Raw genomic sequence first — 16,332 nt, 5'->3', positions numbered from 1 at the left:
GTGCGAGTGGCGAACCGCCGAGTGGGGCCGGGCAGAGGTCAGCCGGCCTTGGCGAGCGATGGTCTTGTCCGGCTGCTTCTCGTCGGCGGCCTCGAAGGTCCGCCTGGCCAGACGCGACCGTGCACGCCCGTGTCCCTGACCGTCACCGCCGGACAGGCCGGCGAGGCACCGGTCTTCGAAGCGGTCATGCCCCGCATTCGCGTGCCGCGAGGCGGCCGCCCGCCTGGTTGGGACGCCGACGTCCACAAGCAGCGGAACACCCTCTAGTCGTGCACGGTGACGGCCCCCACCGGGCAGGCCCTGGCGGCTTCCCGCACCAGCGGGTCGCCGGCGCCGTCCTCGCGGCCGGGCAGCAGGTCACTGAATCCGTCGTCGTCCTGAGTGAAGACGCCGGGGGCGGTCAGCGCGCACTGCCCCGCGCCGATGCAGACGTCCTTGTCGATATCGATCCGCATGTGCGGCTCCTTGTCGTCCGTGCGTCCGTGCCGTCCGTGTGTCCTTGCCGCCCTTGGTTCTTCGGCTTCCGCGTCCGCTACCAGGCGACGGGGAGCTCGACCATTCCCTGGATGGTGTCGCCGGGCTTGAACGGGATCTCCTCGGCGGGTACCGCGAGACGCAGACCGGGCAGCCGCGCGAAGAGGGAGCGCAGCGCGATCTCCATCTCCGCACGGGCCAGGTTCTGGCCGAGGCACTGGTGGACGCCGAAGCCGAACGCCACGTGGTGCCGGCTGGAGCGGTGCCAGTCGATCCGGTCGGGCTCCTCGTAGCTTGCGCTGTCCCGGTTGATGACCGAGGTCGAGAAGACCACGCCCTCGTCGGCCCGGATGGTCTGCCCGCCGATCTCGATGTCGTCGAGCGCCACCCGCAGCATTCCGTCGGCGATCGACAGGAAGCGGAGCAGCTCCTCGACCGCGGCCGGCATCAGCGTCTCGTCGGAGCGCAGTTCGGCCAGCTGCTCGGGGTGCTGGAGGAGCGTGAAGGTGCCGAGCGAGATCATGTTGGCGGTGGTCTCGTGGCCCGCGACCAGCAGGATGGTGGCGAAGTCCACCAACTCCCTGTGATCAAGGGTCCCTTCGTTCAGGCGCTGTGCGACGAGTTCGTCGAGCAGGCCGTCACCGCGCTCCTCCTGCTTGCGCTCGATCAGCCGGAGGAAGTAGTCCTCCAGGGCGTCACGGGCCGCCTCGATGTCGGTGGACTCGGGGCCGCGCAGCAGCTTGCGCGACTGGCCCTCGAAGAACTCGTGGTCCTCGTAGGGGACGCCGAGCAGGGCGCAGATCACCATCGACGGCACCGGCAGCGCGAAGGCGCCGACGAGGTCGGCGGGCGGTCCCTGCGCGATCATCCGGTCGAGCAGGGAGTCGACGGTCTGCTGGATCTGCGGCCGCAGCGATGCGGTCCGCTTGAGGGTGAAGCTGGGGATCAGCATCCGGCGCTGGGTGGCGTGGACGGGATCGTCGACCCCGAGCAGCGCGGTCCTGCGCCGGGCGACACCCGCGAACCGGGCCGTCGGCGAGGGGAAGGCCTCGTTCTCGCGGTCGGTGGAGAGCCGGGGATCGGCGAGCAGGGCGCGCGCCTCGGCGAGCCCGGTGACCATCCACACGGTCCGGCCGTCGTAGAGGCGGACGCGGGCGAGCGGGCGCTCGTCGCGCAACGGCTGATATGCGGTGGGCGGGTGATAGGGACAGCTGCGGTCCTGCGGGAAGGCGACGCTGTCGCCGTCGATGGCGGTGTGGTCCGTGGTGACGCCGGTGTTGCTGCCTGTCATGTAGACCTCGCAAGCGAAGGGATCCGTCTTGCCGATCTCCACTACATGCCTCAGGCACCTATGACGTCTACACGTTCTTCGGCCGATTCCATTCCTTCGGCGGAGCGCGCCCGGGGCCGGTGCGGGAGCCGGGGGACGGCGGGGCTAGCGTGTGTGCGGCCCGTCGTACGTCACGGGCCGGTGAGGAGCGACCCCGATGTCCACGATGGCCCTGAGTGACGGCGCGGCCGCCGCCCTGCCCGAGCTGACCGGGGCGCGCCTGCTGACGGTGTGGCGGCCCGACCCCGCGGCGCTGCTGCTGATCGTCGTCCTGGCCGCGCTGTACGGCTGGGGCGTGCTGCGGCTGCGTCGGCGCGGCGAGAGCTGGCCCGCGGTGCGCACCGCGGCGTTCGCCCTGCTCGGCCTCGGCGCCCTGGCCGTCGCCACCATGTCGGCGCTCGCGGTGTACGACACCGAGCTGTTCTGGCCGGCCGCCGTGCAGAACGTCCTGCTCGACCTGATCGCACCGCTGGGCCTCGCGCTCGGCGATCCGCTGCGGCTCGGCATGCTCGCGCTCCCCGAGCGCGGCGCGGGACGCCTCAAGCGCGCGATGAGCGGACGCCTGGTGCGCTTCCTCACGTTCCCGCTGGTCAGCAGCGCCCTGGTGCTCGCGTCCGAGCTCTGCGTCTACTTCACGCCGTACTTCGAGACCGCCCTGCGCCACGGCGCGCTGCACGAGCTGATGTACCTCCAACTGCTGCTCGCCGGGAGCCTGTTCGTGCTTCCGGTGCTCACCCGCGAGGAGGCGCTGCCCGCCTGGTGCACGCATCCGGTGCGGGCCGCCCTCGTCTTTGTCGACGGCCTGATCGACGCGGTGCCCGGCATCGTCGTGATGACCCACAGCACCTTGATCGCGGGTGCCTGGTACCTCCACCACGCGCCCGCCTGGGCGCCCGACGTCCAGCGGGACCAGCAGCTCGGCGGCGGCGCGATGGTCACGATCGCCGAGCTGGTGTCGCTGCCGTTCCTGCTCGCCGTCCTCGTGCAGTGGTCACGGGCCGACCGGGCCCAGCGCGTGGTGCTCGACCGCCGTCTGGACGCCGAACTGGCTCCGGCCGCCCCTGTGCGGGGGCGGCCGGAGGAGGCGGAACTGGTACGGCCCTGGTGGGAGACCGACGGCGGAGCGGTCGGGCAGCGGATGCGCCCGCGGCGGCCCGGCGACTGACCGGTCAGTGCCGGTCGCGGCGCCTGCGCAGCCGGCTCACGATGAACCAGATGACGAAGACGACGAGCGCGATGAAGAGGATCACCAGGACCAGCAGGACGATCCCGGCCTTCTTGAAGAAGCCGCTCTTCTTCTTCTTCGACTTCTTGGACTTCTTCGACGAGAGCACCTGGGACTTGGCCGCGACGGCGTGCCGGCCGGCCTGCGCCGCCTGAACCGCCCGGCCCGAGTCCTGTACGGGCGCGGCCTGTCGGGCCGTCTCGGCGACGACCGCGGTGCGCGGCGCGGCCTCGGCCGTCACCGGTCCGGCCACGAGCGTGGCGCCGAGCACCACGGCGAGCATTACCGCCGCCCGGCGCAACGCTCCGGGACCGCGCTTCGCGGCGGGCGTGGAACGTGGTTCGTTCATGGTGTGTCATCCCCCAAGGACGTTCGGTGCGGCGGATCCGCCGCATGCTGTCGTGTATCTGTACCCCGACAGGGACGGGTATGCCTCAGTGGTGCGCCGCGACTCCCGCCGTGGTCTCCACCTCGATCAGGGAAGCGCTGTGGCGCTCCGCCTCGAAGGCCGCGTGCCCGCCCCGCAGGCCGAACAGGCGCTTGACGAGCAGGATGTAGAGGACCGCGAGGATGTTGATGGTCAGCGTGGCGATCTTCACCCAGCTGATCTTCTCGGTGAGTTCGTAGATCTCCAGCGGCAGGAACATCGCCGTGGCGACGACCGTGAGGTACTCCGCCCAGCGCTTGGCGCGCCACAGGCCGACGCCCTCGACGATCTCGATCAGCGCGTACACGAGCAGGGCCACCGCGACGATCACCAGGGTGGAGTGCTTGTAGTCGAAGGTCTTCTGGATGGTTCCGACGACCGGCGAGTGGTCGAGGTCGTAGTGGAAGTGGCGGAAGACCGGCCGGAACACGTCGAGGTACTCGTCGAAGAACTGGCGCACCGCGTCCTGGCTGTTGCTGAACTTCCACACCGCGATCGCCACCAGGACGATGAACACGCCGCGCACGGCCCGCTCGATGGCCAGGAAGCGCAGGATGAACAGGTCGCGCAGCACCTTGCCGCGCGGCACGAGCGGCGCCTCTTCGGCCGGCCCCGAGCCGTGCGGTGCGCCGAGGGCGAAGTCGCCGCAGCGCAGACAGCGCCAGGCCTCGCCCAGACCGGTCTCGGCGCGCAACCGGTCACGCAGTACGGCCTCCTGGGGCGCGTACGTCACATGGCCGCGGCGCGCGCAGGTGCGCCGGTCCCAGTCGATCTTCATGCTCTTCCTCCCGTGAGGCCCGCGACACGTCGCGGGCCGATGTGCTCACAGGGACCGTAGTGGACTCTTGTCGTGGACTTGCCACGGGGTCGTCCCGGTGCCGTGACACGCGCGCCGTCGCCGGGTCCGCCCCTCGCGGAGGCGAGAATGCGCCGATGAGCACCGCGATCCCGACACCGCCCGCCGCCCGCGCCGACGAGCGTTTCCTCCTCGTGCTCTCGGCGGCTTCCGGGGCCACCGACGCGTTCGCCTTCCTCTGTCTGGGAAAAGTGTTCGCCGGAGTCATGACCGGCAACCTCGTCCTGGTCGGCGCGTCGGTGGGCGCGGGGGACCGCGAGGTGGTGCCGCGCGCCCTGACCGGCCTCGCCGGATACGCGCTGGGAGCCGCCGCGGCGGCCGCCGCCACCTCGCGCCTGACGCCCCGGCCGTTGCTCGTCGCCGAGAGCGCGCTGCTCGCCCTGGCGGCGGCCGGCTGGGCGCTCGGCTTCGGGCACTCCTTCGGCTCCCAGCTGGTGCTGCTGCTCGCGATCGCCCTCGCGATGGGGGTGCAGGCGCGGACCTGGGGCACGCCGACCACGTACTTCACGGGTACGTTCATGAAGCTCGCGGGCCGGCTCGGGAAGCGGGAGGCGGAGCAGGCCGACCGCTGGGTGGCGGGGCGGCTCGGGGCCGTGGTCCTGGGGGCGGCCGTGACCTCGCTCGTCGTCTGGTGCTGCTCCGCGGCGGCGGGGGCCGCCGGGGCCGCGCTCAGCGTGGCGGCCTTCGCGTTCCTGGCACGCCGATGAGCGGTTGAGCCCGCGGCCACGGGTCCGGGTGTCCGTGCGGACCGTTCGTCGGGTGCGAGCGCTCGTCCTGCATATGCCCGGCGGCGGCTCCCGTTCACGGCGGGCGAATCCGGTCGCCGTTGGCATATGTCACGAGCACCACCGTATCGAGTGTTGCCAAATCCCTTACGGGGCATCGCTCCCTGTGCAACAGTCGTTACCGGTCCACTTCGCCAGACCAGGCTCTGCCGCGGCCGCATCGGAGAACCTCATGCCGTCCCATCTGTTCGCGGACCGTCCCGCTCCCCAGCCACCCGAGCGGGGCACGGTCGACGCACTGATCACGCAGACCCGCAGGCTGCGCGGAGGCGTGGACGCGGTGCGTCGTGACGCGCTCGTGGACGACGACGACCCGCAGGGCCGTTGGCAGCGCGCCCTGTGCGATCTGGCGGTCCATCAACTCGATGATCTGGGCTCGCACTTGGACCTTCTGCGCGAAGGGCTGACCCCCGAGGAGGAGGACGCGGCGGCGCTCGCCGTCGAGAGCGCGTTCGGTACGGCCCCGGGCCCCGCGGGCCCGCTCGGCCGGGTCGGAAGCGCCGAGTGGAATCTCCTCACCGACGCCGTGAGCTGGTCCGAGGAGCTCTTCGAGATCTTCGACCGGCCCCGCGGCAGCGGCGGCATGTCGCTCGACGAACTGCCCGCCGTGGTCCACGCCGACGACCAGGCCCTCCTCACCTCGATGGTGACGAACTGCCTGGTGGACGGCAGGCCGATCGACGGGGAGTTCCGGATCGTACGGTCGGACGGCGGCATCCGCACGGTCCACATGATGGGCGAGCCAGTGCTCGACGCCGACGGCTGCACCGCGTCCATGTGGGCCGTCCTGCGCGATGTGAGCGAGCTCCGGCGCACGCAGCGCGCCGTGCGGGAGAGCGGCGACACCCTGCGGCGCCAGCACCACATCGCCCAGCGGGAGCACCGCCTCGCGGTCGAGCTCCGGGAAGCCGTGCTGCCCCCGTGGCGCGGTTCGCTGCGCATGCCGCACGGCGGCCCCGGCGCGCTCGACATCGCCGCGCACTACCTGCCGTCCTCCTCCAGCGCCCTCATCGGCGGTGACTGGTACGACGCGCTCCAACTCCCCGACGGCGCCTCGTTACTGACCGTCGGCGACCTCACCGGCCACGGCGCGACGGCCACCGGCGCCATGGCGATGCTGCTCGGCGCGCTGCGCGGCATGGCCGTCGCGGGCATCGGCCCGGCCGCTCTGATGGGCCACCTCAACCAACTTCTGGAGACGACCGTGCAGCCCGCTCTGGGCAGCGCGGTCTGCTGTCGTTACGAGCCCGCCGGCCGCAAGCTCTCCTGGTCCCGGGCCGGCCACCCCGCCCCGCTGCTGTTCCGCGACGGGACGGGGCAGGCGCTCGGCGCACCGGACGGAGTGCTCCTCGGCGCCACCCACGGCGCTTCCTACGACCAGGCCGAGGTCACGCTGCGCGCGGGCGACCTGCTCGTCCTGCACACCGACGGGCTGACCCGGCAGGGCGCGCCCGACGAGGCGCACCGGCGCCGGCTGCTCGCACTCGCCCCGCTCTTCGACGGTGGCCGCACAGCCCAGGACTGCGTGCGGACGATCGTCGAGGAGTTCGGCGAGCACGAGCGCGAGGACGACGCCTGTGTGCTGGTAGCCCGCATCGGGTCCTGACACAGCGGCAGGCAGGGCACGGCCCAACGCGGGCCGCTGAACGGGGGGTTGTACGTGGACACGTACAGCCCCTTCTAGATGTCCGCGCTCCGACTCCGCTTCGACGGCGCCTGGGGCAGCGCGAGTGCGATCTCCTCCCGCAGATCCTGGATCTTGCCGTGGCTCCCGAACTGGGCGGTGAGCCGGTACATTTCGCGCAGCCGGTCCCAGGTGCGGTGCGAGGAGGTCTCCCCCATCGACACCAGCGCCAGGCGGGCGTAGCGGTCCGCCTGTTCCGGGTCGTCGGCGATGAAGCAGGCCGAGGCCAGCGAGATGTAGTCGAAGATCTTCGAGCGCTGTCGGCCGCCCTCGCGCAACTCCAGGGCCTGCTTGGCGTGGTGCTGCGCGATGACGGCCGCGGACGCATCGTGCTCGGCGAGCGTACGGAAGGCGAGGGCCTTCATGCCGTGCAGGTCCGCCTCGTCGAACATCTGCATCCAACTGGGCGGTGGCACATCGCCCTTGTCGGAGACGAAGAGTTCCTCCGCCTCACCGAGGGTGCGGCGCATGGCCTGACCGCGCCCCATGGACGCCTGGGCCCACGCCTCGATGGTGTGCAGCATGGCGCGAGTGCGCGGCAGGGTCTCCTCGCCCGAGCCGGACTTGGCGAGCTTCATCAGGTCGAGGGCTTCGCCGGGGCGGCCCAGGTGCACCATCTGCCGTGCGGCGCGCGACAGCGCCTCGCCGGCGCGCGGACGGTCGCCGCCCTCGCGGGCCGCGTGCGCGGCGATCACGAAGTACTTCTGCGCGGTCGGCTCCAGACCGATGTCGTGGGACATCCAGCCGGCGAGCACGGCCAGGTTGGCGGCGACGCCCCACAGGCGCCGCTGGAGATGGTCGGGGTGGCGGTAGGCGAGCATGCCGCCCACCTCGTTGAGCTGACCGACCACCGCCTTGCGCTGGAGCCCGCCCCCACGGGAGGCGTCCCAGGCGCGGAAGACGTCGACGGAACGCTCCAGCGCGTCGATCTCCTGCGATCCGACGGGGGCTGCCTCGTAGCGGTCGAACCCGGCGGGATCGGCGTGCAGAGGATCGTCGAAGCGTGGGGCGTCGGCCGCGAGTACGGGGTCGGTGTGCAGCCAGTCGTGCATGGCGCTGCTGAGTACGGAGCCGGAGGCGAGCGCGGCGCCCGCGCCCACCAGACCGCGTCGGTTGAGCATGAGGTCCATTCCCGTGAATTCGGTGAGGACCGCTGCCGTCCGTTCGGGCGCCCACGGAAGGCCGTCCGGATTCTTGGTGTTCCTGACGTCGTTCCGCTTTCCAGCGCGCCCGTGCCGGTCGAACCCGAGGTCCTCGATGGTCACGACACGGCCGAGCCGCTCGGTGAACAGCGCCGCCAGCACCCTGGGCACCGGATCGCGCGGGGACTCCCCCATGTCGATCCAACGCCGCACCCGCGAGGTGTCGGTGGCCAGTTGCGGGTGGCCCATGGCCGCCGCCTGCCGGTTCACCATGCGCGCGAGTTCGCCCTTGGACCATCCGGCAAGGCCGAACAGGTCGTTCAGGCGGGTGTTGGGTTGTCCGCTCACGTCAAGCCCCCAGGTTCTCGGCTGAGTTGACAGTAATCCCCCTGTCAGATGCGGCGCGACTATTCGCCAGGGTTCGCCAGGGCACGCCAGATGGTGTGCCACCCGCGGCCGGGTGTCAGGTATGAGAGCGCCACCCCGACCCGGGGGCCGGACCTCATTCCCCAGGGTGCGGCTCGGCCACCGGGACGGGTAGCGCACGCACCTTGTCGGCACACGAAGGGATCTGTCACCCCCATGTACACAGCATCGTCCTCCGTGTCCGCGCCGCCCCGGCCCTACCGACCTCTGGGAGCGGGTGGCGGACCGTACCTGGATCCGACGCACGCCGCGCCGTCGCCCTACGGCGCCGGCCGGATGCCGCGCCGTACGGGAACCGGAACCCAGCCGCTCAGCGGGAGAATCGACCTGTCCGGCCCGCAGGGGTCGCAGCTGCGCATCGCGATCGCCTCGGTGCAGCGCATCTGTCCCGAGTTCAACGCCGTGCAGGTGCTGCGGCACAGCGGACGTTCCGTGCTGATCGTCGGCACGACAGGACGCACCACGGCCGTCGCCAAGTGTTTACTGGACCACTCCCCCGGGTGGTCCGAGCGGTTCCGGCACGAAATAGCTGCCTACCGCGCGTTCGTCCGGCACCGTCCGCCGGTGCGGGTGCCGCGGCTGATCGCCGCCGACCCGGACAACTGCACCCTGGTGATCGAGCGGATGCCGGGCCGCGCCGCGGCCCTGACGCGCCACCCCGTCCAGGCCCCGCCGCGCGCCGATGTCAGGGCGGCCCTCGGCGCGATCCGTCACCTCAACGACTGGCGTCCGCCCGCCGAGATGTTCGGCCGTCCCCTGGACTACGGGTCGCGGATCACCCGCTACCACGAGCTGGGCCTCTTCACCGACCGGGACCTGAGCGACCTGCAGAAGCTGGTGCACGGTCTGGCCCTCGCGGGCCGGGTCGACTGGCAGTTCTCGCACGGGGACGCGCTCCTGTCCAACATCCTCCTCTCGCCGACCGGACCGGTCCTCGTCGACTGGGAGCACGCGGGCTGGTACCTGCCCGGGTACGACCTGGCGACGCTGTGGGCGATCCTCGGCGACGCCCCGATGGAGCGGCGGCGGATCAGCCAGGCGGCGCAGGCCGCGGGACCCGCGTCGAGGGACGCCTTCCTGGTGAACCTGATGCTCGTGCTGACCCGGGAGATCCGGACGTACGAGACGGCGGTGCAGCGCACCATGCGGGAGGCCCCGCCGGCGAGCGCGGCACAGAACCCCCCGCCGGGTGTGCTCTGCGCGGGGGAGCAGCAGCGGCTGCTGTTGCGCAGGCTGCACGACGACTGCGCGATGGCGCGGCGGGCGGTGCGGGCGGCGGTCGGCACGCGCTGACCGTCACAGGCAGGACGGCGCGGCGCGCGCCCGGTTGCGGTACACCGGGCGCGCGCCGCGCCGCCGTCGGGGCCCCCGGCGGCAGGAGTCCGCCGGCCGGAGCGCGACTCAGCGCGTGCGGACGATGTCGACGTCGGAGGCCCGCACGAAGGCGACCCGGTGCCCGATCTGTACCGTCACATAGCGGGTGCTGCCGGGGAAGTACGTGTGGTCGTAGGGGTACGAGGAGTCGATCGTCGGGGCGTAGTAGTAGCCCGCGGGCGCCTGGCCGCCGCCGGGGTAGGACTGGCCGGCCTTGATCGTGTAGCCGAGCGGGGCACTGACCCGCGGGGCCGTGAAGTCCGCCGGATAGTCGGTGGCCGCGGGGTAGGCGGTTCCGTAGACGGGCACGTCGGTCAGGCCCGGCTTGGGGCGGACGACGTATCCGGCGGTGGGGGTGGTGACCCGGGTGTGGGCCGGGGTCGGGAACCACGCCTCCTGGCCGTACCACCAGATCGCCGTCCAGCCGGGCTTGCGCTCGGCCACGACGGCCTGCTGGGTGGCACTGACCTTGCTGCCCCAGTCGCTCGCGCAGTTGGTGCCGGCCTGGCCGGGCGGGTGGAGCCCCGGGTCGGCGAACAGCGGTGCGGAGGTGGAGGGCTGTGTGTACAGCGGGACGGCACTGCTGGGCTGGGCGGGCAGGTCGGTGTTCTTCTCGCAGTCCCGGAAGGCCTGGAGGTTGTCCTTGAACACCGGGTTGACGGTGACCAGTTGGCCGCCGGGACGGCCGGTGGGTTCGGTGGGCGCGCCGAGCAGGGACATGAAGTGGTTCCAGTCCCAGTACGGCCCCGGGTCCCAGTGCATCGCCGCGGTGCCGCCCGCCGTGGTCGGCGGCACGTTGTCGTGGCCCAGGATGTGCTGGCGGTCGAGCGGGATGTCGTACTTGGCGGCGAGGTAGCGCACGAGCGCCGCCGTCGAGCGGTACATGGCGGGGGTGAACCAGGTGCCGCCCTCGGTTGCGTAGCCCTCCTGCTCGATGCCGATGGAGTCGGAGTTGAGGTACCAGTTGCCGGCCTGCCAGGCGACGTCCTTGTCCTTCACCATCTGAGTGACGTGGCCGTCGCTCGACCGCACGACGTAGTGGGCGGAGGCCGCGCGCGTGGGGTCCTGGAAGATCTTCAGGGTGGTGTCGAAGGTTTCCTCGGTGTCGTGCAGGACGATGTACTTGATCTTGTTGGTGTGGGGCCGGTCGGACAGGTCGTAGTTGCCGTACGTCTCCTTGTCGGCCGGGTCGCCGGTCTGCCGGTAGGCAGCCGGGACCCAGTCGCATCTCAGGACGCGGGGGCATTCGGCGGCGGCTCCGGCCGCGCTCGCGGGCGACGCGGGCGCCAGGGCGAGGCCCAGGACGCCGGCCGTCGCCGTCGCGAGCACGCGGGTGATCCTCTGCTTGGACGTCATGAACGACCCTTCCAGCCGAAAGGTGTGCCGGGGCACTCTCGCCGTGGCGGCGCGCGGATGCGCGCGGGACACAGTGTGGCCTCGGATGACGCCTCGTCAAGTACCTCTCGGGTGGCGCGACTTGTGTCAGTGGCGCAGACCTCTGGCGGCCGCTGTGACCTGCTGGTGGCGCGGAGCGCACAACACGGCGCCGGGCAGGGCGTGTTCACCTACCGGGGCAGGGCGCGTTCACGTACCGGGGCATGGAACGGCCCGGCACCGTGGACGGACGGTGCCGGGCCGTGGGGCGCGAGCGCCGGGTGTGTCGCGCTCAGCCCTGCTGGAAGAGCTCGGCGGGCAGCGGCTTCAGGAGGGCGTACAGGTCGTCGGTGATCGGCCGGTCCCAGCTGGCGATCGTGACGAGGACGTTGTCGCTGCGGTCGAACTGCACGCAGGAGATGCGGCTTTCGGAGAGCTTGAGGCGGCGCACGATGAGCAGGTTGTCGCCCTGCATCACCGGCATGTCCTCGGCGCTCACGACCTCGATCGGCTCGTCGTTCTCCAGCGCGACCAGGAGCTGGGCCACCTCGAAGGGGACCTGTCCCTCGGCCATCTCGCGGGCCGGTGAGCCCTCCGGCAGATTGCCGATGATCATCGCGGGGCCTCGGCCGCCGAACAGGTCGTACCGCAGGAAGACGCCCTGGCAGCTGCCGTCGGGGGCGGGGAGCAGTCCGGCGCCCAGGTTGCCGGGCCAGTCCCCCGGGTCCATGGCCAGGACGTCGAAGTCCGGGCCCGCGGGAGTGGCGGCGCTACGGCGGCGGAGGAAGGACATGCCGTCAATGGTACGTGCCCCGGGCCGGTCGGCGGAGCCGGGCCCGGGGCCCTGGGCGGGTCGGCGCCCGCCGCGGGCGAGGGCCCCGGCTCCTCGGCCGTGACAGGGCTGAGGAGGCGGGGCCCTCGTCGGGCGGTTCAGCGTCCCGGCACGCCCCGGATGCCGGAGCCGCGCGCCTGATGGGGCAGGAGCCCCGCCAGGCCGCCGCGGTCGGTGCCGAGCTTGCGGAAGGCGCCGGAAAGCAGCAGCTCCACGGTGCGTTCCTTGTAGCCGAGCTCCTCCGCGATACGCCGGTTCTCCCAGTCCAGCGCGGCCAGCTCTGCCACCGCCTTCTCCTGCGAGGTCAGCAGGTCGGAGTCGGTGGCACGCAGCTGCAGCGGGCGAAGTCCGGAGGCGGCGAGCTCTTCACGGGCCCGCGCCGCCAGGGCGTCGGCCCCGCACAGCGCCGCGTTCTCCAGACCGCGCATCAGGAGGTCGGCCGCGTCCTGGGGCAGGCCGGCCCGGCTGAGCATCGCGCCGTGGTCGATGAGGGCCTGGGCCAGCTCGTAGGCGGCCGGTGAGCGTTCGAGCTGGCGGACCGCCTCGGCCATCAGGGCCAGGCTGTCGGCGCCCGATGTGACCTTGGCCGCCGCGTGCAGGGCGCGTCCGATGGCGCCCGGGGTGCCGAAGCGCCGGGCGATGTCGACGGCTTCCTGCGCGACGGCCGCGGCCTCCGCGGGATCGGTGTGGGCGATGGTCTGCGCGAGCAGGGGCCGCCAGGGGCACCACATGGGGTTGCGCATGCCGCGCGGTTCCAGCCTGCGGCCCACCGCGCGCAGCCGTTCCTCGGCGTCGGTGCGCAGCCCCCGGGCGATGAGGAGCTCGCTGTAGACGGTCTCGGAGTCGGGGTAGACGACGGCGTTGGGCACGACCTGGCCGTAGTTGTAGTCGTCGGAGAGCTCCTGGGCCTCCTGGACCCGGCCGCGGGCGAGCAGGATCTCGATGAGGATGCCCAGCGCGAACCACTGGGCGGGGACCTGCTGTCCGACCCGGTCGGCGATCCGCAGGCCGCTGTGCACCAGGTCCTCGGCCTCGGCGAGCCGGCCGCGGTGGAACTTGATGTAGCCGAGCAGCGTCAGGCCGAACGAGAGGTGTGCGCCGCGCCAGCCCTTGCGTTCGCACTCGGCGATGCCTTCGTTGAACAGTTCGTCGGCGCGGCCGGGCTGGTCGCAGTACATGAAGGTGAGGGCGACCAGGACGGGGACCTCGAAGCCCCAGTTGTCGTCGGTCCAGGGCAGCCCGCCCTCCAGCGCCTCCTCGGCGTAGCGCAGGGCGGTCTCGGCGGGTTCGCCGCGCACCATCGCGTCCCAGGCGCGCAGGCCCAGGATGTACCGCTCGGCCTTGCCGCGGCCGGTGAGGTGGTCGGCGAGCCGGGCCAGGCTGCGGGAGCGGGTCGGCGAGTCCTCCTCGTCGGCGCGGAACGCGTTCCACTGGAAGGTCTCGGCCTGCATCCGAAGCCGGGTGCGGGCACTGGTGGAGTGCTTGGCCTCGGCGGCGACGACGGCAGCGGCCTCCGCCATGCGATCGGTGTGCGCGAGTGCCTGGGCGAGCCGGTAGGTGACGGCTTCGCGCAGTTCCGGGGCGAGTTCGGGCTCTTCGAGGGCCGCCTTCAGGTGGTTGACCGTGGTGGCGGGCTCGTTCAGGAGCGCCGAGCAGCCCAGTTCGAAGAGGACTTCCGCGCGTTCGTCGAGGGCGGGAGGTTCGCGCAGGGCGCGGGCGAGACAGCGGCGTGCCGCGTCCGGTGCGCCGGCCCGCAGGTAGTCGCGGGCGGCGGCGCGCAGCTGGCGCACGGCCCACCGGTCGCTCTCGGGGTGCATCTCCAGGATGTGCCGGGCCGCGGACGTGGGACCGAGCCCGGCCTCGCTCACCGCGAACGCGGCCTGCCCGTGCATCGCGACGCGCAGGGCGGCGGGGATGGCCCGGTAGACGGCGGTGCCGACGAGCGGGTGGAAGAAGTCGAGCCGGTCGGAGCGGTCGTGCTCGGGCGCGAAGATGCGGGCCTCGCGCAGCCGGTCGACGGCGTCGGCCATTTCCTCGGCGCCGAGCCCGGCGACGCCGGCCGCCATCTCGTGGCCCGCGTCGGTGCCGAGCACCGCGACGGCCCAGGTGAGGCGGCCCGCGGAGGGGCCGAGCCGGTCGATGCGTTCGATGAGCCCGCTGCCGCTGACGGCGGAGGCCAGTTCGCGCAGTTCGCCGGCGTTGACGTACTGGGGTTTGATGCCGCGGTCGCGGATCCTGGCCACGAGCTCGACCGCTTCGTACGGGTTGCCCGCGGTCAGGGTCCAGCATTCGCGGGCGAACAGGTCGTCGCCGTCCTCGCCCAGTACGTCGCGCACGAGGTCGGCGACCGCGGCGGGTGTGAACGGCGAGAGGTCGAGCGGACGCGAGCCGTGCCGCATGGCGAGCCGGCGGAACTCGGCGGCGTGCCGCGGCAGTTCTTCGGGCCGGTAGGCGACGACGATCAGGAGCGGCAGGTCACCGGCGCGCAGCGCGAACGATGTCAGCCAGGCCAGCGTCTCCTCGTCCGCCCAGTGCGCGTCGTCCACCACGAGCACGACCGGCGCGTACTGGACGGCGAAGCGGGTGACGAGCCAGTCGAGACCGTCCCGGACGCCCTGCGGGTCGGGTGCCACGCCGCTCTTTCCCGCGACCAGGCCGACCGCGGGCGCGACGATGTCGTACCAACTCCCCAGTATCTTGCGGTGTTCTTCCTCCGTCGTCGCCGCGAGCACCGGCTGCACGAGCTGGCGTACGACGTGGAAGGCCACGCTTTCCTCCAGCTCGCTGCCGCGGGCGGCCAGCAGGGTGCAGCCGCGCGCGGCGGCCTTGCGGCGGACCTCGGCCACCAGCGTCGTCTTGCCGAGGCCGGCCGATCCGGCGATGGCGAGCAGGCCTCCGTTGGGCGCGCTCCCCTCGCCCGCCCGGCCGCACAGATCGTCCAACATGCTGTCGAACAGCAGCAGTTCTTCGTCGCGCTCAAAGAGCATCCGGCGCGAGACCCCGCCCCGGCCCTTCATATCCGCCACAGCGGTCCCCTTCTGGCAGTAGCACCGAGCCTACGCTCCGAACACGTACCGTGACATGAATATCCGCCCTCCGTCTTCTCGTTGACCCATTAAGTTGGCTGAAATCAGGGATGGTTGAGTCGGATCATCGAGGAGGGGCGCCAGGACCCGCACGTACGCCCCTGTGCGCTGTAAGGCTCCGGCGTCGTACGACTTCACCCCGGCCCCCGGCCCGTTGATGATTGAAGAACGTATGGAGTACTGGAGTAGCGAAGTACCTAGGAGGCGGTACCGCATGGGCAGCACTGGCAAGGTCCGGTCGGCCCGGACGCGGACCGGGCTCATCCGCATTCCCTTCCCCGCACGCCGGCACCCCCGCCACGGGCTCGCCCGGCGGCACACGCTGGACTGGCTGCACACGTTCGGCATGCTGGCCGGCGAGCAGGCGACGGCCGAATACGACGCGATGGGCCTGGAACGGCTGATGGCGTACTTCTATCCCGACGCCTCGGACACGCATCTGGCGCTGGCCACCGATCTCAACGCCTGGTTCTTCGTCTTCGACGACCAGTTCGACGGCCCGCTCGGCAAGCGTCCCGATGTGGTGCTGCGCCAGATCGACACGGTGCTGCGCACCATGGGCGACGAGCCGCCGGTGCCCGGCGAGACGGCCAACCGGCTGGCGGCGAGCTTCCGTGATCTGTGGCAGCGGGTGACCGCGGACACGCCGTTGCTGTGGCAGGACCGCTTCCGCACCCACTGGCGACAGTATCTGACGGCGTATCACTGGGAGGCGCTGAACCGGACCCGCAACGGCACCCTGTCGCTCCCCGGATTCCTGCGCGGACGGCGTGACTCCATAGGCGTGCAGCCCTGCCTGGACCTGGTGGAGCGGTGTGGCGGCTACACCTTGCCCAAGGAGCTGCACGAGGGCGAGCCGCTGGCCGAGATGCGCGAGATCACCGCCGATGTGGTGATCTTCGTCAACGACATGGTCTCCGTGGACAAGGAGCTGGCCGCGGGCGACGTCAACAACAGCGTGATCATTCTGCTCCGGCAGGAGATGTGCACGGTCGAGCAGGCGTTGCGGCGGGTGGCCACCCTGGCCAACGCGCGGGTCGCCCGCTTCCAGGAGCTGACCGTCGAACTGGGCGCACAGCTCGACGCGACCGCGCTCCCCGAGCAGCTGCGGTGGCAGGTGGACGACTACGTGGACGGCATGCGCGCCCTGATGAGCGGCAATCTCGCCTGGTCCCTGGAGACCGCGCGGTACGGCGAGGCGGGCATCGCCGCCGTCAGCGAGGGCCGCCAGCGGCCCTGGGCCCAGCTGTTCCCGGAGCAGGCCGCCGAGGGCTGAGGGACAACGGGTGCGCGCCCCGTCCGTCGCCGCGGGGCGAG

At 71.8% G+C, this 16,332-nt stretch carries 13 protein-coding genes; 5 read left to right on the top strand and 8 right to left on the bottom strand.

What is annotated here, in order from left to right:
* Positions 1-263 precede the first annotated feature (263 nt).
* Together OG432_RS31775 and OG432_RS31770 are read right to left on the bottom strand one after the other, a co-directional pair.
* Positions 264-455: a ferredoxin gene (locus OG432_RS31775; protein WP_328314397.1), complete on the bottom strand. Its 192-nt coding sequence runs from the start codon at positions 453-455 to the stop codon at positions 264-266.
* Positions 456-532: 77 nt separating this feature from the next.
* Positions 533-1,765 (bottom strand): cytochrome P450, encoded by a 1,233-nt coding sequence (locus tag OG432_RS31770; protein ID WP_328314396.1) that lies wholly within the window; start codon positions 1,763-1,765, stop codon positions 533-535.
* A gap of 196 nt (positions 1,766-1,961) precedes the next feature.
* Between OG432_RS31770 and OG432_RS31765 the strand changes: the two genes are divergently transcribed.
* Positions 1,962-2,969, top strand: coding sequence for a cytochrome c oxidase assembly protein (locus tag OG432_RS31765; RefSeq protein WP_328314395.1), 1,008 nt, complete (start codon positions 1,962-1,964; stop codon positions 2,967-2,969).
* A 4-nt stretch (positions 2,970-2,973) separates the two neighbouring features.
* Here the strand turns inward: OG432_RS31765 and OG432_RS31760 are convergent, their stop codons facing one another.
* Both OG432_RS31760 and OG432_RS31755 read right to left on the bottom strand, forming a co-directional pair.
* Positions 2,974-3,378, bottom strand: a complete 405-nt coding sequence (locus OG432_RS31760; RefSeq protein WP_328314394.1) for a hypothetical protein — start codon at positions 3,376-3,378, stop codon at positions 2,974-2,976.
* Positions 3,379-3,463: 85 nt separating this feature from the next.
* Positions 3,464-4,234: a DUF2127 domain-containing protein gene (locus OG432_RS31755; RefSeq protein WP_328314393.1), complete on the bottom strand. Its 771-nt coding sequence runs from the start codon at positions 4,232-4,234 to the stop codon at positions 3,464-3,466.
* Between the two features lie 155 nt (positions 4,235-4,389).
* On the opposite strand from OG432_RS31755, the gene OG432_RS31750 reads away from it, so the two are divergent.
* Positions 4,390-5,019, top strand: coding sequence for a DUF1275 family protein (locus OG432_RS31750; protein WP_328314392.1), 630 nt, complete (start codon positions 4,390-4,392; stop codon positions 5,017-5,019).
* 250 nt (positions 5,020-5,269) lie between these two features.
* The gene (locus OG432_RS31745) at positions 5,270-6,703 is read left to right on the top strand and encodes a PP2C family protein-serine/threonine phosphatase (RefSeq protein ID WP_328314391.1); all 1,434 of its coding nucleotides are present in this window, start codon (positions 5,270-5,272) and stop codon (positions 6,701-6,703) included.
* 74 nt (positions 6,704-6,777) lie between these two features.
* On the opposite strand, the gene OG432_RS31740 is transcribed toward OG432_RS31745, so the two are convergent.
* Positions 6,778-8,271, bottom strand: coding sequence for a DNA-binding protein NsdB (locus OG432_RS31740; RefSeq protein WP_328314390.1), 1,494 nt, complete (start codon positions 8,269-8,271; stop codon positions 6,778-6,780).
* 234 nt (positions 8,272-8,505) lie between these two features.
* Between OG432_RS31740 and OG432_RS31735 the strand changes: the two genes are divergently transcribed.
* Positions 8,506-9,642 carry an aminoglycoside phosphotransferase family protein gene (locus OG432_RS31735; RefSeq protein ID WP_328314389.1) on the top strand — a complete coding sequence of 379 codons (1,137 nt, stop codon included), beginning with the start codon at positions 8,506-8,508 and terminating at the stop codon, positions 9,640-9,642.
* 108 nt (positions 9,643-9,750) lie between these two features.
* On the opposite strand, the gene OG432_RS31730 is transcribed toward OG432_RS31735, so the two are convergent.
* The 3 genes from OG432_RS31730 to OG432_RS31720 all read right to left on the bottom strand — a co-directional run bounded on the left by OG432_RS31730 (position 9,751) and on the right by OG432_RS31720 (position 14,946).
* A complete protein-coding gene (locus OG432_RS31730) occupies positions 9,751-11,079 on the bottom strand; it encodes an N-acetylmuramoyl-L-alanine amidase (protein WP_328314388.1) in 1,329 nt (442 codons plus the stop codon).
* A 310-nt stretch (positions 11,080-11,389) separates the two neighbouring features.
* Positions 11,390-11,890 (bottom strand): hypothetical protein, encoded by a 501-nt coding sequence (locus tag OG432_RS31725; protein ID WP_328314387.1) that lies wholly within the window; start codon positions 11,888-11,890, stop codon positions 11,390-11,392.
* Positions 11,891-12,027: 137 nt separating this feature from the next.
* Complete coding sequence (locus tag OG432_RS31720) at positions 12,028-14,946, bottom strand: ATP-binding protein (RefSeq protein ID WP_328315329.1); 2,919 nt, start codon at positions 14,944-14,946, stop codon at positions 12,028-12,030.
* Between the two features lie 283 nt (positions 14,947-15,229).
* Here OG432_RS31720 and OG432_RS31715 point away from each other — a divergent pair, with 283 nt between their 5' ends.
* On the top strand, positions 15,230-16,291 hold the full coding sequence (locus OG432_RS31715; RefSeq protein WP_328314386.1) for an isoafricanol synthase: 1,062 nt from the start codon (positions 15,230-15,232) through the stop codon (positions 16,289-16,291).
* Positions 16,292-16,332: the final 41 nt, after the last annotated feature.

Origin of the sequence: Streptomyces sp. NBC_00442 (assembly GCF_036014195.1) — a bacterium.
Classification (GTDB): domain Bacteria; phylum Actinomycetota; class Actinomycetes; order Streptomycetales; family Streptomycetaceae; genus Streptomyces.
Note: the sequence above shows the minus strand (reverse complement) of the source record. Positions and strands in the feature narration are given on the sequence as shown.